Below are 25373 nucleotides of genomic sequence, written 5' to 3'. Positions count from 1 at the left end.
GGCCGTCGAGTACCGGCGGCGGTCGGGGAGGCGTGCGTTGAGCCCCCACGCGGTCAGGCCGCCGGCCGCCCCGGTCGTCCCGCTCACCCCGGTCGTCCCGCTCGCCGTCGTCGCGTCGTCCCCCGCGCTGCCGGTGCCGCCCGTGGCGGCGGCCGGCGCCCGCGCGGTCGCCACGGTCTCCACCACCGCCACGGCGGCCGCGTCGGCCCCCTCCGTCAAGTCGGCCCCGCCCCTCGCATCAGCCCCGCTCGTCAAGTCGGCCCCGCCTGTCACGTCCGTCCCGCTCGTCGCGTCCGCCCCGGCGAAGCCGGCCACCACCGGGGCTTCTCCCGCAGTGGCGCGCCCCACGGCGGCCCTCACCGTCACCTCCGCGCCGCCTCCTCCCGCCCCGCTTCCGTCCGCCCCCGGCACCACCGCCCCCGGCGCTTCCACGTCCGCCGCCGCGTTCGCCACCCAGGGTGAGGCGGACGGTCAGGTGGTGGCCACCGCCGCACTGCCCGGCCTGCCGCGGGCGCTGAGTTCGCGGGCCCGTACGCTCGCCGGCGCCGTCCGGCGCCGGTGCGCGGACCTGGCCCGGATGGAATCGCCGAGTGGTGACGCGCCCCGGCTGGACGCGTTGGCCGAGGAGCTGGTGGCGGGCTTCGAGGCCACCGGCGCGGTGGCCCGCCGCGAACCCGGCCCGGCCGGTGACCACCTGGTGCTGACCTGGGCGGGGGAGGACGAAAGCCTGGCCCACCTGTTGGTGGTCGGCCACCACGACACCGTCTGGCCGGCCGGGACGCTGGCCGACTGGCCGGTCACCGAGCAGGACGGCCTGCTCAGCGGCCCCGGCGTGCTCGACATGAAGGCCGGACTCGCCCTCCTGGAGGGTGCCTTCGCGCTGCTCGCCGACCTGGGCCAGCGTCCGCACCGCCCGGTGCGGCTGGTGGTGGTCTCCGACGAGGAGGTCGGCAGTCCGGACGGAAGGCGCCTGGTCGAACGTCAACTCCCGGGCGCGGCTGCGGTCCTGGGGCTGGAGCCGCCACATCCGGACGGTCGGCTGAAGACCGCCCGGCGGGGCAGTACCCGGGTACTGCTGACGGTCACCGGGCGGGAGGCGCACGCGGGTCTCGACGCCGCCGAGGGCACCTCGGCGGTGGACGAGCTCGTCGACCAGCTGGTCGCGGTCCGCGGGTTGGCCTGCCAGCCCGGCACCGAGCTGAACACCGGCCGGATCAGCGGCGGATCGCGGGCCAACGTGATCGCGGGCCGGGCGGAGGCCGAACTCGGTCTGCGCTTCGCGACCCCCGAGGCCCAGCGCCGCACGCTCGACCACCTCGCCCAGTTGACCGCCCTGCGGCCCGGCGCCCGGGTGCGGACGGAGGTGCTGTCCAGCCGTCCGGCCTGGCCCGAGCGTTCGGGCAACCCGCTGCTGCGCCACGTCCGTTCGCTGGCGGCGGCGCTCGGCCAGCAGGTGGACGGCGCACCGGCCGGTGGCGCGGGTGACACCAACATCGCGGGCGCGCGCGGCCTGCCGACCCTGGACGGCCTGGGCGCGGTCGGCGCGGGCCCGCACGCCCGGCACGAGCACATCCGGGTGGACCAGCTGGCACCCCGGATCGCCCTGCTGGCCGCCCTGCTGGCCGTCCCGCTGCCACGACTGCGCGAGCGTCCCAAGGGCTAGGCCCAAGGGCTGGCTCCCAGGGCTGGGCCCAAGGGCTGGTCCAAGGGCAGGCCCCGGGGGTGGCCCCGCCGTCCGGAAGCGCGAACCCCGGACGGCGGGGCCACCCCCGGTCCCGTTCCCGCCCTCCCCGCCCCTCCCCGCCCCTCCCCACCCCGCGCGGGCTCGGCCGGGCGCCCGTCGACGGCCCGGCGCGGGCCCGGGCGGGTCAACCCTCGCCGCCGCTCGCCACGCCCCGCCGCGCAAGCCTTGTCAGGGCGGTGCCCAGCCCGCACAATGGAACCGACCGAACGGTCAGTCGGGATGATCGCCAAGGTCCGGCCGCCGTGCCGGACCGCCCGGGGTGGCGCGACCGAGATGGGAGCCGTGGTGACAGCAGAAGTGGCCGAGCCGGTGCAGGTGGAGCGGTTCGAGGCGGTGATCGCCGCCGAGCAGCGGATCGAGCCCCGCGACTGGATGCCCGACGCCTACCGCGCGACCCTGGTCCGCCAGATCGCCCAGCACGCGCACTCGGAGATCATCGGCATGCAGCCGGAGGGCAACTGGCTCACCCGGGCGCCCTCGCTGCGCCGCAAGGCGATCCTGCTGGCCAAGGCCCAGGACGAGGCGGGCCACGGGCTCTATCTCTACGCCGCCGCCGAGACGCTGGGTGTGGACCGGGCCGAACTGACCGAGAAGCTGATCTCGGGCCGGCAGAAGTACTCCTCGATCTTCAACTACCCCACGCTGACCTTCGCCGACGTCGGGGTGATCGGCTGGCTGGTGGACGGCGCCGCGATCTGCAACCAGGTGCCGCTCTGCCGGTGCTCGTACGGGCCGTACGCCCGGGCGATGGTGCGGATCTGCAAGGAGGAGTCCTTCCACCAGCGGCAGGGCTACGAGCTGCTGATGACGATGATGCGCGGCACCGAGGGTCAGCGCCGGATGGTGCAGGACGCGGTGGACCGCTGGTGGTGGCCGTCCCTGATGATGTTCGGCCCGCCGGACGGGGACTCGCCGAACACCGGCCGTTCGATGGCCTGGCGGATCAAGCGGCACACCAACGACGAGCTGCGCCAGCGCTTTGTCGACATGTCCGTACCGCAGGCCGAGCACCTCGGCGTCACCTTCCCCGACCCGGCGCTGAGCTGGAACGAGGAGCGCGGCAGCTGGGACTTCGGCGAGCCCGACTGGTCCGAGCTCAAGCGGGTGATCCAGGGCGACGGCCCCTGCAACACCCAGCGCGTGGACCGGCGGCGCCAGGCCCACGAGGACGGCGCCTGGGTCCGCGAGGCGGCCCTCGCCTACGCGGCGAAGCGCCGGGCCGAGGCCGCCCCGGAGACCGGGCCGGCCGGCGCGGAGCAGCACCCGGCGGCGCGGTCCGCCGACGAGCACGGAGAAGCACCGACCAGCACGGAGGAGCAGCGATGAACGGGATCCGGGCCGGCTGGCCGCTGTACGAGGTGTTCGTCCGGCCCAGGCGGGGCCTGAACCACGTCCACGTCGGCTCGCTGCACGCGTCCGACGACCGGATGGCCCTGCTGTCCGCCCGCGACCTGTACACCCGCCGCAACGAGGGCGTCAGCCTCTGGGTGGTCCGCTCGGACGCGATCACCGCCTCCGCCCCGGACGAGCAGGACCCGTTCTTCGTCCCCGGCGGCGACAAGGTCTACCGCCACCCGACCTTCTACGACATCCCCGAGGACGTCCCGCACATCTGAGGCGGGCGGTACCGGCGGGAGCGGAAAGCGCGAGACGGAAGTGGACACAGTGACGGGAACGGACCACGCGATGACCGACCAGCACGCGATGCCCGGCCACCACGGGGCCGGCGACGACCACGTCTACCTGGCCCTCAGCGAGGCCGGTCCGGAGCCCGACGGCGAGGCCCGCTGGGCGTACGGAACCGGCTTCTCGGACCCGCTGCTGGGCGTGGACACCACCGTGCCGGCGGGCCTGGACGGCGCCGACCTCGCCGCGTACTGCCTGATGCTCGGTGACGACGCGCTGGTGCTGGCCCAGCGGCTGACCGAGTGGTGCACCCGGGCGCCGGAGCTGGAGGAGGAGGTGGCGCTGGCCAACCTCGGCCTCGACCTGCTCGGCCAGGCCCGGCTGCTGCTCACCCGGGCCGGCCAGGCCGACGGCACCGGCCGCGGCGAGGACGAGCTGGCGTACTGGCGGGAGGAGCACGAGTTCCGCAACGTCCGCCTGGTCGAGGCCCCGAACGGCGACTTCGCCCACTCGGTCGCCCGGCTGCTGCTCTTCGCCACCGCCCGCGGCGCGCTGTACCAGCTGCTGGCCGGCCACCCGGACCCGGTGCTCGCCGCGGTGGCGGCCCGCGGGGTGCTGGAGCTGGCCTACCACCAGGAGTACGCCACCGCCTGGACGCTGCGGCTCGGCGACGGCACCTCGTACTCGGCGGCCCGGATGCAGGCCGGCCTGGACGCGGTCTGGCCGCTGCTGGACGAGCTCTTCACCCCGCACGCGGTGGAGCTGCGGATCGGTGCCGACCCGGCCGCGCTGCGGGAGCCGGTGTTGCGTACGCTCGCCGCGGTGCTCGCCGAGGCCGGCCTCACCGTGCCCGGGGCCCGGCCGCTGGCCTTCGTCGGCGGGCGGGCCGGGCGGGACGGTGTGCACACCGAGGCCCTCGGGCCGTTGCTCGCCGAGTTCCAGGTGGTGGCCAGGGCGAATCCGGGTGCGACATGGTGACGACCGCGGCCGCCGCCTGGGACGTCGCCGCGGCCGTCCCCGATCCCGAGCTGCCGATGCTGACGCTGGCCGAGCTGGGCGTGCTGGCCGGGGTGGAGACCGACGGCGGGGCCGTCACGGCCTGGCTGACCCCGACCTACTCGGGCTGCCCGGCGATCGCCGAGATGGCCGCCGACGTGGACTCCCGGCTGCGGGCGGCCGGCTACCCGGACGTCCGGGTCCGGCTGCGGCTGGACCCGCCGTGGTCCACCGACCGGATCACCGAGGACGGCCGCCGCAAGCTCGCCGAGGCCGGGATCGCCCCGCCGGGGCCGGCCGGCCCGCCGCTGCTGCGGCTCGGACCGACCCGGCACCGGGTGGTCGCCTGCCCGCAGTGCGGCGGCACCGACACCGAGGAGCTGTCCCGCTTCGGATCCACGGCCTGCAAGGCGCTCTGGCGCTGCCGTGGCTGCCGTGAGCCCTTCGAACGCATCAAGGAGATCTGAATGACCGTCCGCCGACCGGTCTTCCACCCGCTGCGGATCGCCCTGGTGGAGCGGCTCTGCGAGGACGCCGTGGCGGTCACCTTCGACGTCCCGGAGGCGCTGGCCGAGGAGTTCGCGTTCCGCCCCGGCCAGACGCTGACGCTGCGCCTGGTGCTGAACGGTGTCGACGAGCGCCGCTCGTACTCGATCTGCGCCCCCGCCGGCGGCCCGCTGCGGATCGCCGTCCGCGAGGTGCCGGGCGGGCTGTTCTCCCGCCGGCTGGTCCGCGAGGCCCGGGCGGGCGACGAGATCGAGGTGCTGCCGCCGGGCGGGCTGTTCAGCCCGGAGACCGACATCCCCGGCGAGCACGTGCTGGTCGCGGCCGGCTCCGGCATCACCCCGATGCTGTCGATCGCCGGCTCGGTGCTGGCCGCCGACCGGACGTCCCAGGTGACCCTCCTCTACGGGAACCGGCGGAGCGACACGGTGATGTTCGCCGACGAGCTGGCCGACCTCAAGGACCGCTACCTCGGCCGCTTCCAGCTGCTGCACGTGCTCTCCCGGGAGACCCGCGACGCCGAGCTGCTCACCGGCCGGCTGGACCCCGAGCGGGTCGGCGCGCTGCTGAACGCCCTGGTCGACGTCCCCGAGGTGGACCACTGGTGGCTCTGCGGCCCGTTCGGCATGGTGACCGGGGCCAAGGAGCTGCTGGCCGGATTGGGCGTGCCGGCCGAGCGGGTGCACCAGGAGCTGTTCCACGCGGACGACGAGCCCGTCGCGGACCGGCCCGAGGCGGCGGTCGACGGCGCGTCGAGCGAGGTCACCGTGGTGCTCGACGGCCGCGGCAGCACCCTGGCGCTGCCGCGCGACCGCTCGATCCTGGACGGCGCCCAGCGCTCCCGGCCGGACCTGCCGTTCGCCTGCAAGGGCGGTGTCTGCGGCACCTGCCGCGCCCTGGTGACCGAGGGCGAGGTCGAGATGCGGCGCAACTTCGCGCTGGAGGAGAAGGAGCTGGCCGAGGGCTACGTGCTGACCTGCCAGGCCAGGCCGGTGACGGACCGGGTGACGGTCGACTACGACCGCTGAGCCGGCACGGCGGCCGGGCGCCGGGCCGGGTCGCCGAGCAGCCGGACGATCCCGTTGACGGCCGCCCGCCCGGCCCGGTTGGCGCCGACGGTGCTGGCCGAGGGCCCGTAGCCGACCAGGTGGATCCGGGGGTCGGCGGCGGCCCGGGTGCCGTCCATCCGGATGCCGCCGCCCGGGCCGCGCAGCCCCAGCGGCGCCAGGTGCCCGAGCTCGGGCCGGAACCCGGTGGCCCAGACGATCGCGTCCACCGCCAGCTCCTCCTCGCCCCAGGCGACGCCGTGCTCGGTCAGCCGGTCGAACATCGGCCGGCGCTCCAGCGCGCCCAGCTCCCGGGCCCGGCGGTACGCGACGGACGGGCCGAGCCCGGTCACGCTGACCACGCTGCGCACCGGCAGCCCCTGCCGGACCCGCTCCTCCACCATCGCCACCGCCGCCCGCCCGGCCTCCGGGCTGAACGGGCCGTCGCGGTGGACCGGCGGGGTGCGGGTCACCCAGACCGTCTCGGCGACCGCCGCGACCTCCGAGAGCACCTGGATCGCGGACGCGCCGCCGCCCACCACCAGCACCCTGCCCCCGGCGAACTCCGCGGCCCCCCGGTAGTCGGCGTAGTGCAGCTGCCGCCCGGCGAACCGGCCGGGGTAGTGGGGCAGGAAGGGCCTGGTCCAGGTGCCGGTCGCGTTGATCAGCGCCCGGGCGGTCCAGCGGCCGGCGTCGGTCTCCACCAGCAGTCGGGAGTCGGGCAGCGTGCGGACGGCGGCGACTCTCACCGGGCGCACAACCGGCAGCGCGTGCCGAGCCTCGTACGCCGTGAAGTAACCCGGCACCACCTCGCGCGCCGGGGCGGCCGGGTCGGGCGGGGGCAGCTCGAAGTCGGGGAGGTCGTGGAAGCCGTGCACGGTGGCCATCCGCAGCGAGGGGGAGCGGTGCGCCCAGGCGCCGCCCGGTGCCTCGTCGGCGTCCAGCACCACGAAGCCGCCGCCGTCCGCGGCGCCCTGCACGGCGTCGTCCGTGGCGTCGGCGGGGAGCTCGCCGGGGCGGGCCGTGACCGGCGCGAAGCCGCGCCGGCGCAGGTGGTAGGCGGCGGACAGGCCCGCCTGGCCGGCGCCGATCACGACGACGTCGACGTCACGCGTACCGGTGCCCGCGACGCCCGCTTTAGTTGCCCCGTAAACAGTCACGCCCATGAAACATCGGATCCGGCGGGCCTGTTCCCGCCGGATCCGGCCGGCCCGGTGCTCAGGTCAGCGGCGAGATCACCGCTGCCGTGCCGTACGCGCAGACCTCGGTGCCCACGTCGGCGGCCTCCGAGACGTCGAAGCGCATCATCAGCACCGCGTTGCCGCCGCGCGCCTGGGTCTGCGCGACCAGCCGCTCCATCGCCTCGTTGCGGCTCTGCACCAGGGTCTTGGTCAGTCCCTTCAGCTCACCGCCCACCAGGGACTTCAGCGAGGCGCCGATCTGGCTGCCGACGTGCCGGCTGCGGACCGTCAGCCCGAAGACCTCGCCGATCACATGGTCGACCCGGAAACCCGGCACATCGTTCGTGGTCACCACCATCACCTGGGCGTTCTGTCCCTGCCCGCCGCCGAACTCGTCAAGGTTGCTCATGGGCCCATCCTGCGCGCGCCACCCGGCCCCCTCGGCGGAGGCAGGGCCGAGAAGGTGGGCCAGACCGGTGATCGGGCGCCGGAAAAGCCGTACCGTAGGCGCATGGGCGAGCGAAGCGATCATCCGCAGGGGCAGGGCGCCACGGAGGACTCCGGCGCGCGGGAAATCGAGGCGACGGTGGTGCTGGGCCTGCGCATCACCGACTGGCCCGCGCTGCGTGCCGCCGCCAGAGCGGCGGTCGAGGACCTGGACTTCGAGGGCGTCGACCCGGCCGGGCAGCGCCGTGAACTGCTGCGGGAGGTGTCCGAGGACCCGAACGCCGCCCTCGGCGTGCTGCTGCACCCGGACCGTCTGGTCGCCGCCATGCCGGGCGTCGACGCGCTCGGCGGCACCCTGGAGATCAGCGTCACCGAGGACTTCGCGCCCGACTTCGCCGAGCTCTTCCCGCTCGACGGCGACGAGGAGGGCAGCGGCGGCGTCGGCGACTGGACCCTCACCCCCCGCACCGCCTGCCTCCTGCACGCCCAACTCCTCGGCCTGGCCGACGCGGCCTACGACGATCTGGAGGAGCACGAGGGCGAGCCCGTGCAGGAGAGCGAGGAGCACGAGTGGGCGGTGCTCGGCCGCCTGCCCACCCGCACCTGGGGCCTGCACCGCGGCTGGCGCCGCTCGATGGCCCGCGCCTTCGACGACCTCGCCGACGACCTGGCCCTCGGCGAGTGGCCGCTGCCGCGCTGCCCGGCCGAGGACATCGCCCTGCGGATGGCGCTGGCCGACGCCCGCAACCTGCTGGGCGCCCAACCGGAGTCCGTCGCCGACATGATGGGCGACCTGCCCGCCGACCTCTACGACTACGACTGGGACGGCTGCCTGGACGAGCTGTTCGGCGTCTACGGCCCCGAGGACGGCGACCCGGAGGCGGACACCGCGAGCCGCACCGAGGAACTGATCGCCGCCACCCACCCCGAGGGCTGGTTCCTGCCGTACGAGGACGCCGAGGAGCGGGACCCGCAGCGCGGGTACCGGCGCTGACGGCGGCCCGGTCCGGCCCGGGCGGCGAGGGCCCGGGCCGGGCGGCGGGGGCGCCGGCGGCGGCTGGCATCCTTGACGGGTGACCACACCGTTCGACGCCCCCAGCCCCGACGACGCACCCGCCGGGCGCGACGCCAACCCCCAGTACGTGCTGCCGCTCGTCGTCCGGATGGAGCGGACCGGACCGCCCGGCCGCACCGACGCGCTGGAGACCTCGGCCCGCGCCGTGCTGACGCTGCTGGACGACCCCCGGGCGACCGACCCGGACGGCGAGTGGGCCGCTCTGGTCACCGCCTGGACCGACGCCCGGATCCGCAAGGTGGTCCGCCGGGCCCGGGGCGGTGAGTGGCGCAAGGCCGGCGAGCTGCCGGGCATCACCGTGACCGGCGTCGAGGCCGAGGTCCGGGTCTTCCCGCCGGTCCCGCTGGACGGCTGGCCCAAGGAACTGGCCAAGCTCCAGGTCTCCGGCACCGACCTGGAGGAGACCACGCCGCCGGCCGCCCCCGAGCCCGGCCTGCCCGTGCTCTGGCTCAACCCGGAGCTGGAGATGAGCGCCGGCAAGACCATGGCCCAGACCGGCCACGCCGCCCAGCTCGCCTGGTGGCGCCTGGACGAGGCCCGACGCAAGGAATGGGCCGGGGCGGGCTTCGCCCTCGCCGTCCGGACGGCGACGCCCGAGGCCTGGGCCGAGCTGACGGCCAGTGGGCTGCCGATCGTGCATGACGCGGGGTTCACCGAGATCGCCCCCGGGCCGACTGTTGCGGTGGAAGGCGGCGAGCGCTACTGCCCGCTCCCGCGCCTACGACGCCCGTAGTCACACCCTCCGACTCCGACTCCGACTCCGAGCCGGCAGCCTGGTAGGCCTGGTCAGGTCGACCCGGTGGCGGGTCCCTCGGAGCGACGCCGGTCAGGGTCCACGTCCCGCCCGCCTTGGCCGACGCCGGACCCGGCGACGCCGCCGCCTTTCGCCCGGTTCTCCAACAGCGCGGCCCGCACCATGTGGTGGGGATCCTCGGCACGTGGTGCAGGCCGCCGGGGCCCGCCCGGTCATGCCCGCCTGCAGCGGGACCGGCCGGTCGTCGGTCGCGAAGTACCCGGACAAGCCCGCGGTGTGAAGGGGCCGGCCGACCCCGCCGGGCCGAAGGCGACCAGCCGGTGTCGTATCGCCAACTCCCGCTCACCGTCGTTGATCCGCCGTCCCGCCGTGGCCGGAGCGTTCGGCTCACGACGCAGCCGACGACGTCGACGACGCCACGACGCGGCCCCGCCCACCCGTCGACCTCAAGGGTCGCCCCCGGCCGGTGCAAGCGGAGCGGGCAATGGGGTTTCTGGTCAATCAGGGGTGTGTTTCGGGTCGGCGGTACCGGGCTTCGGAGGTATTGGCAGGAGCGGGTTGCTCGGACTGGTGATCGATGATTTCCTCGATCCTCATGACAGTGTTAGCACAAGGAGCATCGTACGCAACTGAGGCATCATCAGTTGCCGTCCGCCCGTCAGAAGAGTTCCAGGGGGGCGGCTTTGGGAACGCCGTCCACGAAAATGACGGTCTGCCGGACTTATCCGACGGCCTGGGTGTGATGGTTCCCGTGGTGGTGGACAAGGGGGACCACTGCTTCTTCGACCACCCGCTCGACCACGTGCCGGGGATCGTGCTGGTGGCCGGCGTGCTGGACCTGGTCCGGGCGCGGGAACCGGGGCGGGTGGACGCGGCGGGCGGCCGGTTACGGCTGTCGCTGACCTTCGACCGGATGTGCGAGCTGGGCCAGCCGGTGTGGCTGCGCGGTGAACCGGTCGCGGCCGGCGACGGGCCCACGTGGCAGCTGACCGCGGTCCAGGACGGCGCGACCGTCTGCCGGGCGACCGTGGGCATCGGCGCTCCCGCCGGACCCGCCGGGTCGGCCGGCTCCGCCCAGGCCGCGATGTCCGGCGCCGCGCGCGGGGCCGAGGCCCCGGCGGACCCGGCGCTGGTGCACCGGCACCGGCCGGAGAACGTCCTGGTGAGCAGTGCGGTGCGGACCGAACGGGCGTCCGTGCTCGTGCCGCCGCCGGGACACCGGCTGGCGGGCGCAGGGGTGCACACCCCGGGTGCGCTGATCGAGTCGGCCCGTCAGCTGGCGACGATGTTGGGCCACACGGCCCACGGCCGGGACGCGGACGCGCAGATGCTCTGGCTGTCGCTGGAAGCGGACCTGCCGACCGGCCTGCCGGTGGCGGTGCCCCTGGAGTTGCGGTGGGAGTTCGCACCGGCGCGCGGCGCGCGATACCCGTACCGGTTCGCGGTGGTGGACGCGGAGAGCGGCGAGCGGCTCGGACGGTGCGAGATCGAGGTCCACACCCTCAGCCGCGCCGGTTACCTGAAGCGGAGGGCAGCCAAGTGAGTACGGTGGAACAGGCGGCGGGCACCGGCTCGTCCTGGGCGGCGCGGGCACCGCGGCTGCTGTTCGTCGTCGCGGTGCTCGCGACCGGCGCCGGGCTGGTGATCCACCTGCGGCACGCCGACGAGCCGGTGGACCTGGTCGCCGCCGTCCTGGCGGCCTGCTACCTGGGGTGGCTGGCGGTCGAGATCCCGGTGACCTTCCGGACCTCCGGCGCCGCGCCCCGCGAGTCGGCGACGCTGCTGCTCTACGCGGCGGCCCGGATCGCGACCGTGTCCGCGGCCGTGCTCGGCCCGCTGCCTTGGGACGCCTGGTCGCCGCTGCTGCTGGTCCCGGCGGCGGTGTTCGCCGGCGGGGTCGTGCTGCGCCAGGTCGCGATCCGCACGCTGGGACGGTTCTACTCCCACCACGTCACGCGGCAGACCGACCACCAGGTCGTCACCTGGGGCGTCTACCGCTTCATCCGGCACCCCGCCTACGCGGGCATGCTGTCGGCGCACATCGGCTTCGTCGGCTTCTTCCTGAACCCGCTGAGCCTGGCGCTGCTGATCGTGCTGGCCGCCGCGATCACCTTCCGGATCCGCACCGAGGAGCGCATGCTGATGAACATCCCCGGTTACCGCGACTACGCGGCCGACCACGCCCGCCTCGTGCCGGGACTGTGGTGAGCGCTCCCGCCCGCTCGGTGCGGGTCACGGTGCCGCTGACCCCGGACGAGCTGTTGACGACCACCCGCTCGGTGCGCCTGCGGCTGGACCTGACGCGTCCGGTGGACGTCGCGCTGGTGCGCGAGTGCGTGGAGATCGCCTTGCAGGCGCCCAACGGCGGCAACACGCAGCGCTGGCACTGGCTGGTGGTGGCCGACGCGGGCCTGCGCAAGCAGATCGCGGAGGTCTACCGGCGGGTCTTCGAGGTCCGCTACCCGCCGGCCGCCTCCGCCGCGGAGGCGGCCGGCGGCGCGGTGTCCGACCGGATGCTGGACGGGGGCCGGCACCTGGCGGAACACCTGAACGAGGTGCCGGTCCTGGTGATCCCGTGTCTGGAACTCGGCGGACGGCCACTGCCGACGGGCAGCCAGGCGGGTGTGTGGGGGTCGCTGCTGCCGGCCGCCTGGAGCTACATGCTCGCCGCCCGCGCCCGCGGGCTCGGGACGGCGTGGACGACGGTGCACCTGGACGCGGAGGAGGAGATCGCCGACATCCTCGGACTGCCGCGCGACGTGCGCCAGGGGGCGCTGATCCCCACCGCGCACGTGCTGGGGGACGGATTCGGACCGGCACCGCGCCGGCCGGTGGACAGTGTGCTGCACCTGGACGGCTGGGGCGGCGGGGCATGGGGCGGTGGGTCGGATGACTGAGCTCGTGGTGACCACGGAGACCGACGGGGACGTGCTGGCGGACGCCGCGCGGGTCGGGAACAAGTTCGCCCGTCAGGAGGTGCTGCGGCGGGCCGGGTTCCGGGTGCCGGAGTTCTTCTGCCTGCCCGCCGCCGCCTTCGACGAGGCCCTGGACGCGCTGCGCCCCGAGCTGCCGCCGCTGCCGGCGGACGACGCCGGGCGGGAGGCGGTGGAGGCCTGGTGTGCGGCGGCCCGGGCGGCGCTGACCGCGTCGAGCCTGCCCGCCGAGCTGGCGGAACGTGTCTGCAAGGAGTTCGCCGCGCTGGCCGGGCCGGACGGCCTGGTCGCGGTGCGAGCCTGCGTCGTCCCCGTGGCCGGGCCGGACACCCCTGCCGGGGACGGGCCGCAGGACGAGGCGGTGGGGGAGGACAGCGCCGTCGACCCGTTCGCGGGCATGAGCGACAGCTTCCTGTACATCGACGAGGACGGCCTTGCCGACGCGGTGGTCCGCTGCTGGGCCTCGGCGTTCAACCCGCAGGCGGTGCGCTACCGCATCCTGCGCGGACTGGACCCGCTCCGCGCCCGGGTCGCGGTCGGCGTGCAGCGGATGGTGCTCGGCACCCGCTCGTTCGTGGCGTTCACCCGCGACCCCCGGGACGGCTCGCCGCGCCGGGTGGTCGCGGCCGCGTACGGCATCGGTGAGGGCGTCGTCCAGGAAAGGGCGGACATCGACCACTTCTTCCACGACCCGGCCACCGGCGAGGTGAGCGCGCGGACCGTGCACAAGCGGTGGTCGACGGGCCTGCCCGAGGGCGCTGCCTCCGGCGCGCCGGTCCTGTTGCCGGTGGCCGAGGAGCTGGCCGACCTGCCGGTCCTCGACGACGAGCAGGTGCGCGCGGTGGGGGAGTTGGCCGCCCGGGTGGAGGAGTTCTTCGGCGTCCCGCAGGACATCGAGGGCGCCCTCACCGAGGACGGGGTCGTCCACCTGCTGCAGGCCCGCCCGATGGTCCTCGCTCCGCCCGCGCCCACCGCCGACGTCGCCGCCGGTGTCACGGGCGCGGACCCGGCGGGGGACGGGCCCGCCCGCGTCCACTGGGGCAACCACAACATCACCGAGAGCTTCCCCGGCGTCTCGGGCGCGCTCACCTTCTCCCAGTCCCGGGAGTTCTACCGCCGCTCCTTCACCGACCTCTACCGGCGGATGGGCGTGCCCGAGTCCTGGGTCCGGGACAACGCGCACCGGCTCGCCCGGATGGTCGGCTACCTGGAGGGTCAGGTCTACTACCGGCTGGAGGACTGGCACGCCCTGCACGGGCAGATGCCGATGTTCGAACTGGTGCGCCGCGGCTGGGAACAGGCCATGGGCATCACCGGCCCCGCCCGCGGTGAGCGCCGCTGGGGCGCGGCGGCGGTCGCCCGCGCCCTGCCCGGGCTGGCCTGGCGCACTGTGCTGCACCCGTGGCAGGTGAAGAGCTTCCTGCGCTGGTGGGACCAGCAGATGGCCGAGGCGGAGACCGTCGGCGACTCGCCCGAGGAGCTGATCGCCTTCTACCGGCGGCTGTGGGAGCGCGCCGGCGAGCGCTGGGGCGTGACCCTGGTCAACTCGTTCATCGCCCTGGTCGTGCTCGGCGCGGGCAGCACCCTGCTGCGCCGCTGGACCGGCGAGGGCCCGCAGGTGCTGGTCGGACTGATGGGCGGCGGGCGGGAGAACCGCTCCCTGGAAGCGGTCCGCGCGGCCATGGGTCTGGCCGAACTCGTCGGCGCCGTACCCGAGTTGCGCTCCGCCATGCTCGAAGACCGGAGCGACCCCGAGCAGCTGTGGCAGCAGATCGTCTCCGGCCGGCACGGCGTGGCCGTCGCCGACGCCGCCCGCGGCTACGTCGCCCGCTACGGCGACCGCGCGCTGCACGACCTCAAGCTGGAGGAAGCCACTCCCCGCCAGCGCCCGTGGACCGTGCTCGCCCTGATCCGCCCGCTGGTGCGCCAGGGAGCGACCGTCGCGGCCAACCGCGCCGACGAGCAGGCCGCCGCCCGGCGCGCCCGCGAGCGGCTGCGCGAGGTGTGCCCGAACCCGGCGCAGCGTGCCGTCCTGCTCGGCGTCGCCTCCCTGGCCCGGGACCTCGCCCGGATCCGCGAGGACACCCGGTTCTGCCGCACCCAGCTGTTCGGCCTGTCCCGCGACGTGATGTGGAAGCTGGGCGCGGAACTCGCCCGCGCCGGTGTGTTGGACGACCGGCTCGACGTGGCCGACCTGACCGTCGAGGAGGTCGTCGGCGCCTTCGACGGGACCGGCACCGTCACCGATCTGCGCGCTCTGGTCGCGCTGCGCCGCACCCAGCGCGAGCGGTGGGCGACGAACCCGCAGCGTCCCGCCCTGCTGGGCACCACCGCCGGTCTGCCGCTCGCCCGGGCCCTGCCCCAGGCGGTCGCGGTCGGCGCGGTCGGCGCCGCGAGCGACGACGTGCTGCGCGGCATCGGCTCCAGCGGCGGGGTGGTCCGCGGCCGGGCCAAGGTGGTGCTCGACCCGTCCACCGACCCCGACCTGGCCGCCGGGCGGATCCTCGTCGCCCGGGAGACCGACCCGGGCTGGCTGTTCCTCATGATGTCCGCCACGGGCATGGTCGTCGAACGCGGCACCCTGCTGTCCCACACCGCGATCACCGGCCGTCTGCTCGGCGTGCCGACCGTGGTCGCCGTCCCGGGGGCCACCACCGCGATCCCCGACGGCGCGTGGATCGAGATCGACGGCACTGCCGGCACCGTGCGCCTGCTCCCGCCGTCCGAGCAGCCCGCGGAGCCCGCCACCACCGCCGACGAGGCCGCCGGTGCCGAGGTCGCCGCGGACGAAGCCGCACCCGCACGCCCGTCCGCCACGACCACCGAGGCCGCCACGACCACCGACACCGCCAAGGCCGTCAACACCGCCAAGACCGTCAACACCGAGAAAGGCGAGACGATATGACCGACCCGGCCCGCTTCCCCTTTCCTCCCGCCGGTGACGTCCGCCCGCCGGACACCTACCACGACGTGCTGAGCGCCGGCACCCCGCACCCGGTGCAACTGTCCAGCGGGCAGCCCGCCCTGCTGGTCACCCGGCACGAGGACGTCACCGCCGTCCTGGGCGACGACCGGTTCAGCCGCGCCGGCTACACCGAGCTCGCCCGCCCGCTGTTCGCCCGCAGGACCGAGTCCGTCCTGCTGGCCACCGCCGACGCGCCCGACCACACCCGCCGCCGGCGCGCGATCCTCCCCGCGTTCACCGCGCGCCAGGTACGCCTGCTGCGCCCGCGCCTGGAGGCTCTCGCCGAGCAGCTGCTCGACGAGCTGACCGCCGGCGCCGCCGCCGGCGAGGCCGACCTGGTCGGCGGCTTCACCGTGCCCTTCCCGATGCAGGTCATCTGCGAGGTGCTCGGCGTGCCGCTCGACGACAGCGCCCTGCTGCGCGCCGAGGTCGACATCCTCATGTCCACCTCCGGCCACACCGGGGAGGAGGTCGCCGCCGCCCAGGCCCGGACGGACGACTACTTCACCGCCCTCGTCGCCGACAAGCGGCGTGCCGCCGAGGCCGGAAATCCTGCCGAGGACCTGCTCACCAAACTGGCGACCCGGCCCGACGACGACCCCGGCCAGCGCCTGTCCGACCGGGAGGTGGTGGCCCTCGGCTCGGGCATGCTGATGGCCGGCTACGAGACCACCGGCAACTCCTTCGGCATGTGCGTGCTGCTGCTCCTGCGCCACCCCACCCTGGCCAAGACCCTGCGCGAGCATCCCGGACGCACCCCGGCGGCGGTCGAGGAGATGCTGCGCTTCACCTCCCTCAACAACACCGGTGGCGCCCCCCACCTGGTGACCGAGGACACCGTGCTGGGCGGCTGCCCGGTGTCGGCCGGCCGGATCGTGGTGCCGCTCACCGACGCCGCCAACCGCGACCCGGCCGTCTTCGCCGACCCGGACGCCTTCGACCCCGATCGCCCGGACGTCGCCTCACACCTCGCCTTCGGCTACGGACGCCACCTCTGCCTGGGCGCCGAACTCGCCCGCGCCGAGCTGCAGATCGGCGTCAACGCGCTGCTACGCCGCTTCGACGTGCTCGAACTCGCCCTCCCCGAAGACGAGTTGGAATGGCGCCGGACGATGTTCATCAACGGCGTCTGGCGACTCCCGGTGCGCTGGAGCGTCGCCGGGTCGGCCGGACCCACCGCGAGGCAGCCGGCATGACCCACCATCAGGCCCTTCCGGCCGCCCCTGCCCCCATCGATCCCGGTCCGTTCGCCGCCCGCCTCGGCGCGTTCGTGCGCGGCAGCTTCCCGCTGCCGCTCTCGCTGGTGTTCGCCGCCGTGTGGGCGGTCGGTGCCACCGGCCTGTTCGCCGCGGCCGACGGGCGCGCCGAGCACTGGCGGCCCGGGTGGGGCACCGTGGTGGCGGCAGTGACCGTCCTGGTCGACCTGCTGCTCCTGCGGGCCGCCGACGACTTGCGCGACCTGCCCTACGACCGGCGCCACAACCCGGCCCGCCCGCTGGCCCGCGGCGCCGTGCTGCCACGCGACCTCTACGTCCTCGCCGCCGCCGGCGCCGCGGTGCTGCTGCTCCTCAACGCGGGCAACCGGGCCGCCCTGCTCCTGCTCGCCGCGCAACTCGCCTACACCACCCTGCTGGTGGGCGCGGAGCTGCGCTTCGGGTGGCCGCGCGGCGACGCGGTGGTCACCGGCGTCCTGTTGAGCTCCCCGGTGCAGATCCTGCTCAACCTCTACCTGTACGCGGTCTTCCTGCACGACACCGGCGCGGACACCGGCTCCGTCTGGGCGGGCCGGCACGTGGTCCCGCTGCTGCTGGTGATCATGTTCGCGGCCACCCACCACGAGCTCGCCCGCAAGATCGTGCGTGAGCCGGGCCCGGACGAGCGCACCTACGTACGCGTCTTCGGCCTGCGCGCGACCATCCTGCTCGCGCTGGTCTTCGCCGCCGCCTCCGCGGGGGTGTCGCTGGCGGTGCTGCGTCCCTGGGCGGGCGGGGCGGCCGGGTGGTGGGGCTGGCTGGCACTGCTGCCGGCCGTCCTCGCGGCCCTCGCGGCCCGTGGCTTCACCCGCGCCGGGGCGGCGCGCTGGCCCGTCGCGGCGGTGGCCGGCTATCTGCCGGTCGTCTTTGTCTGCCATCTGCTGATCGGCCTGGGGAGCACCTCATGAAGACGGACCACCTGTACATCGCCGGCCTGGCCGCCCACCTGCCCCGGCTGTGGCCGATCGCCGAGGCGATCGCCGCCGGCCGATCCGGCGCGGAGCAGGCCCGGGACGACGGCTGGATCAGTGTGTCGGTGGCCGACGACACCCCGGCGCCGGAACTGGCCGCCGAGGCCGCCCGGCTCGCCCTCAAGCGCTCCGGCCTGACGGCCGAGGACGTACGCCTGGTGCTGCACGCGGGCATCTACCACCAGGGCCCGGACGGCTGGTTCGCCGCGAACTACGTGCAGGACCAGGTCCTCGGTACGACGGCGCCTGCGATCGGCCTGAACCAGGGCTGCACGGCGATGCTGGACGGCACCCGCCTGGCGCACGACCACCTGGTCCACGCCCCGCAGGGGTCCGCCGTCCTCGTGTCGGCGGCGGACAACTTCGGCGCGCCGACGGTCGACCGGTTCACCTACGCCCACGGCTGGAGCACCGGGCGCGGATCGATCCTCGGCGACTCCGGCTGCGCCGTCCTGCTGTCCGCCACCGCCGGTCCACTGCGGATCCGCTCGCTCGTCCAGTCCTCGCTCTCCTCCTGGGAACGGCTGTACCGGGGGACGGAGGAGATGTTCCCGCCGGGCGCCGCGGGCGGTACCTCGATCCCGTTGGGCCTGCGGATGGGCGCCTACGCGGACCAGGTGACCGACCGGGACCTGCGCATGGCGATGGCCCGCGAACTCATGGAGGCCCGCACCGCCGTCGCTCGGCAGGCGATCGACGAGGCGGGCGTCACCTCCGCCGACATCACCCGGGTCACCCACGTCTTCAGCGGGAACCTGCGGTACATGCAGGGCCTGCTGCGCCCGCTGGGCATCGCCCCCGAACGCGGCATGCTCGACCTCGGCCGTACCGTCGGCCACCTGGGCGCCTGCGACCAGTTCCTCTCCCTGGCCCACCTGGTGGACACCGGCACCGTCGGCCCGGGCGATCACGTCCTGCTGATGAGCAACGGCGGCAGCCTCTCCCTCGCCGCCGCCGTCGTCGAGATCGTGGACCACCCCACCTGGTGACGCTCCCCGCCCCGCCCGCCCCGCGCCGCGCCCGTCGCGGGGCGTCGCGGGGCGGGATGTCCCGCCGGGCTGCGAGTCGCCGGCGATCGGTGTCCCGTCCCTGCTGTCCCTGGAGCGTGGAACGGTGTCGCGGGGTGTCGCGGTGGCCGGCGAAGGTCGCGATCGCGTGCGGCACGCCGGTCGACGCCGAGCAGGGCCTGCCGGCCACCGGGCGCTGCCCGAGGGGTGGCCGGCGCCCGGACCGGCCGGGCCGGGCGGTACGTTACTGGGCTCAGGGGGCCCGGCCGCACGGGCGTACCGGGCACAGGCCGACAAGGGGGACCACCGGTGCCGGAACTGACGGAACGGCGGCCGCCGTCCGAGGGGGACGACGCCGCCTCCGGGCACGCCGTGCCCGGCGACCGGGCGGAGCACCTGCTGGCCATGCACCGCCTGGCCGTGGGTCAGGGCGCCACGGCCGCGCTGCTGGGCTGGCTGGCCCGGCGCGGCGGCCGGTGGACCGCGCTGCTGGACGCCGACGGCGCCGTCCTCCGGGCGGCCGCCCCGGCCGGGGCGGTACCGGCCGGAGGGGCCCGGGAGGCCGGGCCCGCCGGGCTCGCCGCCGAGGGGGTGGCGCTGCTGCGGGCACAGGGCGCCGGCTCGGCGCGGATCGACCGGGCGGGCCTGACCGGCTGGTTCGTGGCGGCCGGCAGCGGTCCGGCGCGCCCGGTGCTGGCGGCGGTCGGCCCCGGGGCCGGCCCGGGCGGCCTGCCGCGGCTGCTGGCCGACGCCGCCCGGCTGGTGGAGCTGTGCCGGCAGGTCGAGGCGGCCGCCCGCGACCGCGAGCGGTCCGAACGGGCCGACGCGGGCAGCCGCGAGGCGGTCCTGCACCTGCTGATGATCGGTGAACTGCCGGCGGCCCACCGGATCGCGGCGGCGCTGGGGCCCGAACTGCCGGACCCGGTCCGGGTCCGGGTGGTGGAGGGGCCGGTCGGGCGACGGGCCGAGATCGCCGCCGAGTGGGGCGCGGCCACCGGCGAGCGGTCCTGGATCGTGCCCTGCCCGGTCAACCACGGCCACCTCATCGCGATCTCCCCGGCCGGCCTCGCGTCGAGCGCCGGGGGAGAGCCGGCCGCCCCCGCCGACTGCGCGACCGGGGTGAGCGGCGCCGTCCCGCTGCGCGAGACCGCGCTCGGCTACGAGCAGGCCTTCCACGCGCTGGCCGCGGCCCGGTCGGTGCCGGGCCGGCAGGCGGTCTTCGACGGGCACGGTGAGCTCGCGCCGCTGCTGGGGCCGGCCGGGGCCGGCTGGGCGCGGCAACTGCTCCGCCCGCTCACCGAGTACGCGCCGGTCCGCCGGGCCGATCCGGGGGCGGCCGAGCTGCTGGGCACCCTGTCCTCCTGGCTGGCCTTCGGCACCGCCGCCGTGCGCCATCTCAAGGTGCACCGCAACACCCTCGCCGCCCGGCTCGACCGGGTCCAGGAACTCCTCGGGCTGGACCTGGAGCGGCTCCCCGGCCAGGCCACCGCCTCGCTGGCGCTGCGGCTGCGGGCGGTCCCCGTGCTCCCCGCCGGCCCGGCCGCGTCCGTCGTGCCGGCCGCGTCCGTCGTGCCGGCCGGTCCGGCCGGTCTGGACCTGCTGCTCGCCACCCCGGCCACCGCGCACTGGGCCGAGGCCCTGCTGCGCCCGCTGTACGTGGCAGGCCCGCCGACCGCGACCGCCAGCGTCCGGGCCTGGCTGGCCCAGGACGCCCGGGTCGCCCCGGCGGCGGCGGTGCTCGGCATCAGCGCCCCGGCTCTGCGCAAGCGGCTGCTGCGGATCGAGGAGCTGCTGCAGCGCTCGCTGCTCGAGTCCCCGAGCGTCAAGTACGACCTCTGGCTGGCCGAACGAGCCGGTGCGTTGGCCGGGCCCCCGGGGGCCTCCACCGACCGGAGCCGCGGCGGCCGACCGGGGGCGTGACCCCCCCGGCCTGCGAGGAGCGCCGGGCAGGAGCCGGGCTTCGCGACGGCCGCCGCGCCGGCGACCGGACGGTGACCGGTCGGTGACTGTGCGGGGTGTTACGCCGCGGCCGCCCCGGTGTGCAGATCGAAGCTTTCGTCGCCGGCCGGTCCCGGTCAGGATGGGGGTGCGGCCGGCGGGCCGCCATCGCGCGGCCCCGGGGACGGGGGACGACTCCGGGACCGCGCCGACGGCCCGCGCAGCGCGACCTGGCGGGTTCCACGGGGGATCGGCAACGGGGGTGCGCCACACGTGGGTGCAGCGGGGCCGACTCGGCAGGGGCAGTACGGCGGGGGTTCGGGGGAGCAATCCCCCGAGCCCCCCGCAGTTGTGCGCCCCGTCGCTCCGTCGCTCCGCTGCCCCGCCCGACTCAGCCTTCGTAGCGGCGGAACCGCCGCAGCCCGCCGTAGGCCGCCGCGCCCGCCCAGAGGGCGAGCAGCAGCGTTCCGGTCCAGTGCGGGAAGGGCACGTCCGGGTCGCCGGCGTAGCGGATGCCGTACTGGCCGGCCTTGTCCGGCAGGAACGGGACGAGCTCGCGGACCCCGGGGACGGCGCCCAGCAGGGTGGTGCCGACCAGCAGCGTGGGGACCAGCAGGCCCATCGCGGCCGTCAGGTTGCCGAGCATCGCGGTGACGCCCAGGCAGAGCACGATCATCAGCGGCGGGTACAGCGCGGCGGCCGCCAGGCTGCGCGGTACGCCCGGGTCGGTCCAGCCGGCGGGGTGGTCCAGGGTGGCCCGGGCCGCCGCGAACGAGCCGGCCGAGAGCAGCAGCCCCAGGGCCAGCCCGTAGCCGGCGCCGACGGCGAGCTTGCTCCCGTACAGCAGGCCGCGGCGGGGCACCGCCAGCAGGGCGGGGAGGACCGAACCGGAGTTGAACTCCTGCCCGAGCAGCAGTACCCCGAAGCAGACGAAGGTCGTCTGGAAGACCGCCAGGCCGTAGTGGATGCCGACGCTCGGGTCCTGGATGAGCAGCTCCTGGACGTCCCCGATCAGCGCGCAGACCAGGGCGCTCGCCAGGATGCCGAGCAGGGTGCCGGCCAGCGGGACGGACCAGGTGGTCCGCAGGGTGGTGATCTTCGTCCACTCGGCACGCAGTGCGGTGCCGGCGGTGACCGTCATGGTCTCTCCCAGGGTGTCGGGCGTCAGTCGGACCCGGCCCCGGGGTTCGTGGCCGGGGCCGGTGGGTCACCGGTGGGTCAGGCGTCGTGCCGGCGCAGCGAGCGCAGCCCGCCGTACGCCGCCGCCGCGGCCCAGAGCGCCATGATCAGCAGGCCGGTCCAGTGCCCGTAGTGGATGCCGGCGGTGTCCTGGTGGCGCAGCGCGTACTGGCCGGCCCGGTCGGGCAGGAACTGCGCCACCTCCTTCACCCCGGGGACGGCGACCAGCACGGTGCTGCCGAGGAAGACCAGCGGGGAGAGCAGGCCCATCGCCGCCGTCAGGTTGCGCAGCATGGCGGTGGCGCCGAGGCAGACGATCACCAGCAGCGGGTGGTAGAGCACGCCGGCGACGATGCTGCGGACGGTCGCCGGGGAGTCAAGCGCGAGGTTCACGTTGGCGCCGGCGGCGAGGTAGGCCCCGGCGGTCGAGAGCAGCCCCGCCAGCAGGCCGATCCCGCCGCCGAGCAGGAGCTTGGCGCCGAACAGCCGGCCGCGGGCGGGCACCGCCGTGAGCGAGCTGCGGATGGTGCCCGAGTTGTACTCCTGGCCGATCAGCAGGATCCCGAAGCAGGCCGCCGCCACCTGGCCGAAGTTGAGGCCGTAGTAGATGCCGACGCTCGGGTCCTCGGTGAGCGAGGAGTCCGTCGCGCCGTACGCGTCGTTCACGGCGTAGCCGATGCCGACGGTGATCAGCACGCCGATCAGCGGGGTGATCCAGAGCGAGCGCAGGGTGGTGAGCTTGGTCCACTCCGCGCGCAGGACGCTGCTCAGGCGCTGTGCGGGGGCGGTCGCCGGCCGACCGCCGAGGGTCGGACGGCTACCGGATGCCGTGGTCGTCATGCCGCCACCGCCCGGTACTCGACACTGGCGGCGGTCATCCGCATGAAAGCCTCCTCCAACGAGTCCCGCTGGACCGCGATCTCGTACAGCACCACACCGTTCGCGGCGGCCAGTGCGGCGATCCGCTCCGGCTCGGCGCCGGTGACCTCCCAGGCGCCGCCCTCGACGGGCTCGGCGGTGAGGCCGGCGCCGGGACCGCGCAGCAGGGCGGACAGCTTGTCCGGATCGACCGCGCGGACCCGGACCCGGGTCCGGCCGTGCCGGTCGATGAACTCCGCGGTGCTCGCGTCGGCGAGCAGCCGGCCGCGCCCGATCACCACCAGGTGGTCCGCGGTCAGCGCCATCTCCGTCATCAGGTGCGAGGAGACCAGCACCGCCCGGCCCTCGGCGGCCAGGCCGCGCAGCAGGGTGCGGATCCAGCGGATCCCCTCCGGGTCGAGGCCGTTGACCGGCTCGTCCAGCAGCAGCACCGGCGGGTCGCCGAGCAGGGCGCCGGCCACACCCAGCCGCTGGCGCATCCCCAGCGAGAAGCCCTTGATCCGCTTGCGGGCGACCTCGGCCAGCCCGACCTGGTCGAGCACCGCGTCCACCCGGGAGTCCGGCAGGCCGTTGCTGTGGGCCAGCCAGCGCAGGTGCCCCCGGGCGGTGCGCCCGCCGTGCACGGCGTGCGCGTCCAGCAGCGCGCCGACCTGGTGCAGCGGGTCCGCGAGTTCGCCGTACGGCCGCCCGCCGATCAGTGCCCGGCCCGCGGTGGGGCGGTCCAGGCCGAGGAGCATCCGCATGGTGGTGGTCTTGCCGGCCCCGTTGGGCCCGAGGAACCCGGTGACCACACCGGGCCGGACGCCGAAACTGAGGTCGTCGACGGCGAGGGTCTCCCCGTACGCCTTGCTGAGGCCCTGGACCTCGATCATGACTGCCTCCCCTGCTCGTTGGTGACAGGCTCCATTCGACCCGAGGCGGCCCGGGCGGCGGATCCCGCCGGGGAGGGGACCGGCCTCCCTCCCGGGAGGGAGGCCCGCGGCGGCCGTGGCCTGGCACGATGGCCGGGTGCCCAGGATCCTCGCGCCGCTGTTCGCCGCCGCCACCTACGCCCGGTGGTTCCACCTGCTGATCGGCATGATCTTCGCCGGGGTGGTGCTGATGGTCTACCCGGGCATCGAGGAGGGCATCGGCCTGCTCCCGGTGGTGACGCTCGCGGCGCTCTGCGACAGCGTGCTGCTCACCCTGGCGGCGCTGGTCCCGGCGATGCGGCGGGCCGAGGGCGTCCAGGCCAGGCTGCTGCTGATGCCGGACCGCGAGGAGGACATCGGGGTCGAGCGCTCCCGCACCTGGGCCGACCGGCGTCGCACCGCGGCCTGGCTGATCGCCCGGGTGGCCCTCGGCATGGCGGTCGGCCTGCTGACCGTGCACACGCTGACGGTGACCGTCCTGCTGGCCGGCGCCCCCGGCCGGCAGGAGCCGCTGGTGCTGTACCGGCACGCCCTGCCGGTGGGCGGCGACCTCTGGTACCCGCTGCTCGCCCCGCTGGTGCTGTTCGCCGCCGGCTGGCTGGTGGTGCTCGCCGGGCGGCTGCAACTGACCATGGCGGTAAGGCTGCTGGGCCCGTCGCCGACCGAGCGGCTGGCCGAGGCCGAGCTGCGGGCCGAGCGGCTGCTGGAGCGCAACCGGCTGGCCCGCGAGCTGCACGACTCGATCGGCCACGCCCTGACGGTGACCGTGCTGCAGGCCGGGGCGGCCCGTGAGGTCGGCGATCCGGCGTTCGTCGCCAAGGCCCTGGAGGTGATCGAGGAGACCGGCCGGCGGGCGATGGACGACCTGGAGCGCACCCTCGTCCTGCTGCGTGACACCCAGGGCGGCGCCGCCACCGAGCAGCCCGGCATCGAGCAGCTGCCGCAGCTCTTCGACGCGGCGCGGGCGGCCGGCAGTTCGGTCGAGGCCTGGATCGACGTCCCGCAGGGGCAGCTGCCCGGGGTACTGTCGCGCGAGACCTACCGGATCGTCCAGGAGGCCGTCACCAACCTGCTGCGGCACGCGCCGGGTGAGCCGATCACGGTGCGGATCGCCGTCCGGGACGGCAGGTTGGAGCTGCGCTGCGTCAACGCGACCGACGGCGGCGGCCGTTCGCGGGCGAGCGGCGGCAAGGGGCTGCGCGGGATCCGGGAGCGGGCCAGCCTGCTGGGCGGGGAGGCGACGGCCGCGCGGCAGGACGACGAGTGGGTGCTGGCGGTGCGGCTGCCACTGAGGTTGGGGGCGTGATGATCAAGATCCTGCTGGTCGACGACGAGGAGCTGGTCCGGGCCGGGCTGCGGGCCGTGCTGGAGGCGCAGGGCGACCTGACGGTGGTCGGCGAGGCCGGCGACGGCAGCCAGGTCCTGGGCCTGGCGCGGACGTTGCGGCCCGACGTGGTGCTGATGGACGTCCGGATGCCCGAGGTGGACGGGCTGACCGCGACCCGCACCCTGATCGAGGGCTGCCCGGAGCCGCCGAAGATCCTGGTGGTCACCACCTTCGAGAACGACGACTACGTGTACCAGGCGCTGCGGGCCGGCGCCGACGGGTTCCTGCTCAAGCGCTCCCGTCCGGCCGAGATCGCGCACGCGGTACGGCTGGTGGCGGCGGGGGAGTCGTTGCTGTTCCCGGCCGCGATCCGCCGGCTGGCGGCCGGCCAGGGCAACCGCCCGGCCCGGGAGGCGATGTCCCGCGCCGCGCTGACCGAGCGGGAGTCCGAAGTCCTGCGCCTGGTGGCGCGCGGGCTCTCCAACGGCGAGATCGCCGAGCGGCTGTTCCTCGGCGTGCAGACGGTGAAGACCCATGTCAGCAGCGTGCTGGGCAAGTTGGGTGCGCGGGACCGCACCCAGGCGGTGATCGCCGCGTACGAGTCCGGGTTCGTCTCGCCGGACGGGGACTGACCGGG

23 protein-coding genes are annotated in these 25373 nt (G+C 75.4%); 18 read left to right on the top strand and 5 right to left on the bottom strand.

Annotated features, from left to right (window positions below):
- Nucleotides 1-37 precede the first annotated feature (37 nt).
- The 6 genes from OG689_RS10200 to paaE all read left to right on the top strand — a co-directional run bounded on the left by OG689_RS10200 (nucleotide 38) and on the right by paaE (nucleotide 5898).
- Complete coding sequence (locus OG689_RS10200) at nucleotides 38-1663, top strand: M20 family metallopeptidase (RefSeq protein ID WP_266319541.1); 1626 nt, start codon at nucleotides 38-40, stop codon at nucleotides 1661-1663.
- 354 nt (nucleotides 1664-2017) lie between these two features.
- Nucleotides 2018-3070, top strand: a complete 1053-nt coding sequence (paaA, locus tag OG689_RS10195) for a 1,2-phenylacetyl-CoA epoxidase subunit PaaA (protein WP_266327003.1) — start codon at nucleotides 2018-2020, stop codon at nucleotides 3068-3070.
- Nucleotides 3067-3360 carry a 1,2-phenylacetyl-CoA epoxidase subunit PaaB gene (gene paaB / locus OG689_RS10190; protein WP_191287859.1) on the top strand — a complete coding sequence of 98 codons (294 nt, stop codon included), beginning with the start codon at nucleotides 3067-3069 and terminating at the stop codon, nucleotides 3358-3360. Before paaA ends, paaB begins: the two co-directional genes overlap by 4 nt.
- A 70-nt stretch (nucleotides 3361-3430) precedes the next feature.
- A complete protein-coding gene (gene paaC / locus OG689_RS10185; protein WP_266319538.1) occupies nucleotides 3431-4348 on the top strand; it encodes a 1,2-phenylacetyl-CoA epoxidase subunit PaaC in 918 nt (305 codons plus the stop codon).
- Nucleotides 4342-4833 (top strand): 1,2-phenylacetyl-CoA epoxidase subunit PaaD, encoded by a 492-nt coding sequence (paaD, locus tag OG689_RS10180; RefSeq protein WP_266319537.1) that lies wholly within the window; start codon nucleotides 4342-4344, stop codon nucleotides 4831-4833. Before paaC ends, paaD begins: the two co-directional genes overlap by 7 nt.
- Nucleotides 4834-5898 (top strand): 1,2-phenylacetyl-CoA epoxidase subunit PaaE, encoded by a 1065-nt coding sequence (gene paaE / locus OG689_RS10175; RefSeq protein ID WP_266319536.1) that lies wholly within the window; start codon nucleotides 4834-4836, stop codon nucleotides 5896-5898.
- Here paaE and OG689_RS10170 read toward each other — a convergent pair.
- Nucleotides 5886-7082, bottom strand: a complete 1197-nt coding sequence (locus OG689_RS10170; RefSeq protein WP_266319535.1) for an NAD(P)-binding domain-containing protein — start codon at nucleotides 7080-7082, stop codon at nucleotides 5886-5888. The two genes, paaE and OG689_RS10170, sit on opposite strands and share 13 nt — an antisense overlap.
- A gap of 52 nt (nucleotides 7083-7134) precedes the next feature.
- Complete coding sequence (locus tag OG689_RS10165) at nucleotides 7135-7506, bottom strand: YbjQ family protein (RefSeq protein ID WP_266319534.1); 372 nt, start codon at nucleotides 7504-7506, stop codon at nucleotides 7135-7137.
- 102 nt (nucleotides 7507-7608) lie between these two features.
- On the opposite strand from OG689_RS10165, the gene OG689_RS10160 reads away from it, so the two are divergent.
- From OG689_RS10160 to OG689_RS10115, 10 genes are all read left to right on the top strand, one after another.
- The gene (locus tag OG689_RS10160) at nucleotides 7609-8538 is read left to right on the top strand and encodes a hypothetical protein (protein WP_266319533.1); all 930 of its coding nucleotides are present in this window, start codon (nucleotides 7609-7611) and stop codon (nucleotides 8536-8538) included.
- 79 nt (nucleotides 8539-8617) lie between these two features.
- Nucleotides 8618-9352, top strand: coding sequence for a peptidyl-tRNA hydrolase (locus OG689_RS10155; RefSeq protein WP_266319531.1), 735 nt, complete (start codon nucleotides 8618-8620; stop codon nucleotides 9350-9352).
- A gap of 763 nt (nucleotides 9353-10115) precedes the next feature.
- Nucleotides 10116-10916: an AfsA-related hotdog domain-containing protein gene (locus tag OG689_RS10150; RefSeq protein ID WP_266327001.1), complete on the top strand. Its 801-nt coding sequence runs from the start codon at nucleotides 10116-10118 to the stop codon at nucleotides 10914-10916.
- On the top strand, nucleotides 10913-11581 hold the full coding sequence (locus tag OG689_RS10145) for an isoprenylcysteine carboxylmethyltransferase family protein (RefSeq protein WP_266319530.1): 669 nt from the start codon (nucleotides 10913-10915) through the stop codon (nucleotides 11579-11581). The genes OG689_RS10150 and OG689_RS10145 overlap by 4 nt, the downstream gene beginning before the upstream one ends.
- Nucleotides 11578-12270: a nitroreductase family protein gene (locus OG689_RS10140; RefSeq protein WP_266319529.1), complete on the top strand. Its 693-nt coding sequence runs from the start codon at nucleotides 11578-11580 to the stop codon at nucleotides 12268-12270. The genes OG689_RS10145 and OG689_RS10140 overlap by 4 nt, the downstream gene beginning before the upstream one ends.
- Nucleotides 12263-15211 carry a PEP/pyruvate-binding domain-containing protein gene (locus OG689_RS10135; protein WP_266319528.1) on the top strand — a complete coding sequence of 983 codons (2949 nt, stop codon included), beginning with the start codon at nucleotides 12263-12265 and terminating at the stop codon, nucleotides 15209-15211. The genes OG689_RS10140 and OG689_RS10135 overlap by 8 nt, the downstream gene beginning before the upstream one ends.
- Nucleotides 15208-16467 (top strand): cytochrome P450, encoded by a 1260-nt coding sequence (locus tag OG689_RS10130; RefSeq protein ID WP_266319527.1) that lies wholly within the window; start codon nucleotides 15208-15210, stop codon nucleotides 16465-16467. The genes OG689_RS10135 and OG689_RS10130 overlap by 4 nt, the downstream gene beginning before the upstream one ends.
- Nucleotides 16464-17432 carry a hypothetical protein gene (locus OG689_RS10125; RefSeq protein ID WP_266319526.1) on the top strand — a complete coding sequence of 323 codons (969 nt, stop codon included), beginning with the start codon at nucleotides 16464-16466 and terminating at the stop codon, nucleotides 17430-17432. Before OG689_RS10130 ends, OG689_RS10125 begins: the two co-directional genes overlap by 4 nt.
- Nucleotides 17429-18484 carry a ketoacyl-ACP synthase III family protein gene (locus OG689_RS10120; RefSeq protein ID WP_266319525.1) on the top strand — a complete coding sequence of 352 codons (1056 nt, stop codon included), beginning with the start codon at nucleotides 17429-17431 and terminating at the stop codon, nucleotides 18482-18484. Before OG689_RS10125 ends, OG689_RS10120 begins: the two co-directional genes overlap by 4 nt.
- Nucleotides 18485-18811: 327 nt before the next feature.
- Nucleotides 18812-20422, top strand: a complete 1611-nt coding sequence (locus tag OG689_RS10115) for a helix-turn-helix domain-containing protein (protein WP_266319523.1) — start codon at nucleotides 18812-18814, stop codon at nucleotides 20420-20422.
- Between the two features lie 409 nt (nucleotides 20423-20831).
- On the opposite strand, the gene OG689_RS10110 is transcribed toward OG689_RS10115, so the two are convergent.
- The 3 genes from OG689_RS10110 to OG689_RS10100 form a co-directional block, all read right to left on the bottom strand.
- Nucleotides 20832-21581 (bottom strand): hypothetical protein, encoded by a 750-nt coding sequence (locus OG689_RS10110; RefSeq protein WP_266319521.1) that lies wholly within the window; start codon nucleotides 21579-21581, stop codon nucleotides 20832-20834.
- Nucleotides 21582-21658: 77 nt separating this feature from the next.
- Complete coding sequence (locus OG689_RS10105) at nucleotides 21659-22459, bottom strand: hypothetical protein (protein WP_266319520.1); 801 nt, start codon at nucleotides 22457-22459, stop codon at nucleotides 21659-21661.
- Nucleotides 22456-23370, bottom strand: a complete 915-nt coding sequence (locus OG689_RS10100; protein ID WP_266319518.1) for an ATP-binding cassette domain-containing protein — start codon at nucleotides 23368-23370, stop codon at nucleotides 22456-22458. The genes OG689_RS10105 and OG689_RS10100 overlap by 4 nt, the downstream gene beginning before the upstream one ends.
- Before the next feature lie 136 nt (nucleotides 23371-23506).
- On the opposite strand from OG689_RS10100, the gene OG689_RS10095 reads away from it, so the two are divergent.
- Nucleotides 23507-24715, top strand: a complete 1209-nt coding sequence (locus tag OG689_RS10095) for a histidine kinase (protein ID WP_266319517.1) — start codon at nucleotides 23507-23509, stop codon at nucleotides 24713-24715.
- Complete coding sequence (locus OG689_RS10090) at nucleotides 24712-25368, top strand: response regulator transcription factor (protein WP_266319516.1); 657 nt, start codon at nucleotides 24712-24714, stop codon at nucleotides 25366-25368. The genes OG689_RS10095 and OG689_RS10090 overlap by 4 nt, the downstream gene beginning before the upstream one ends.
- Nucleotides 25369-25373: the final 5 nt, after the last annotated feature.

This window comes from Kitasatospora sp. NBC_00240 (assembly GCF_026342405.1).
Taxonomy (GTDB): domain Bacteria; phylum Actinomycetota; class Actinomycetes; order Streptomycetales; family Streptomycetaceae; genus Kitasatospora.
Note: the sequence above shows the minus strand (reverse complement) of the source record. Positions and strands in the feature narration are given on the sequence as shown.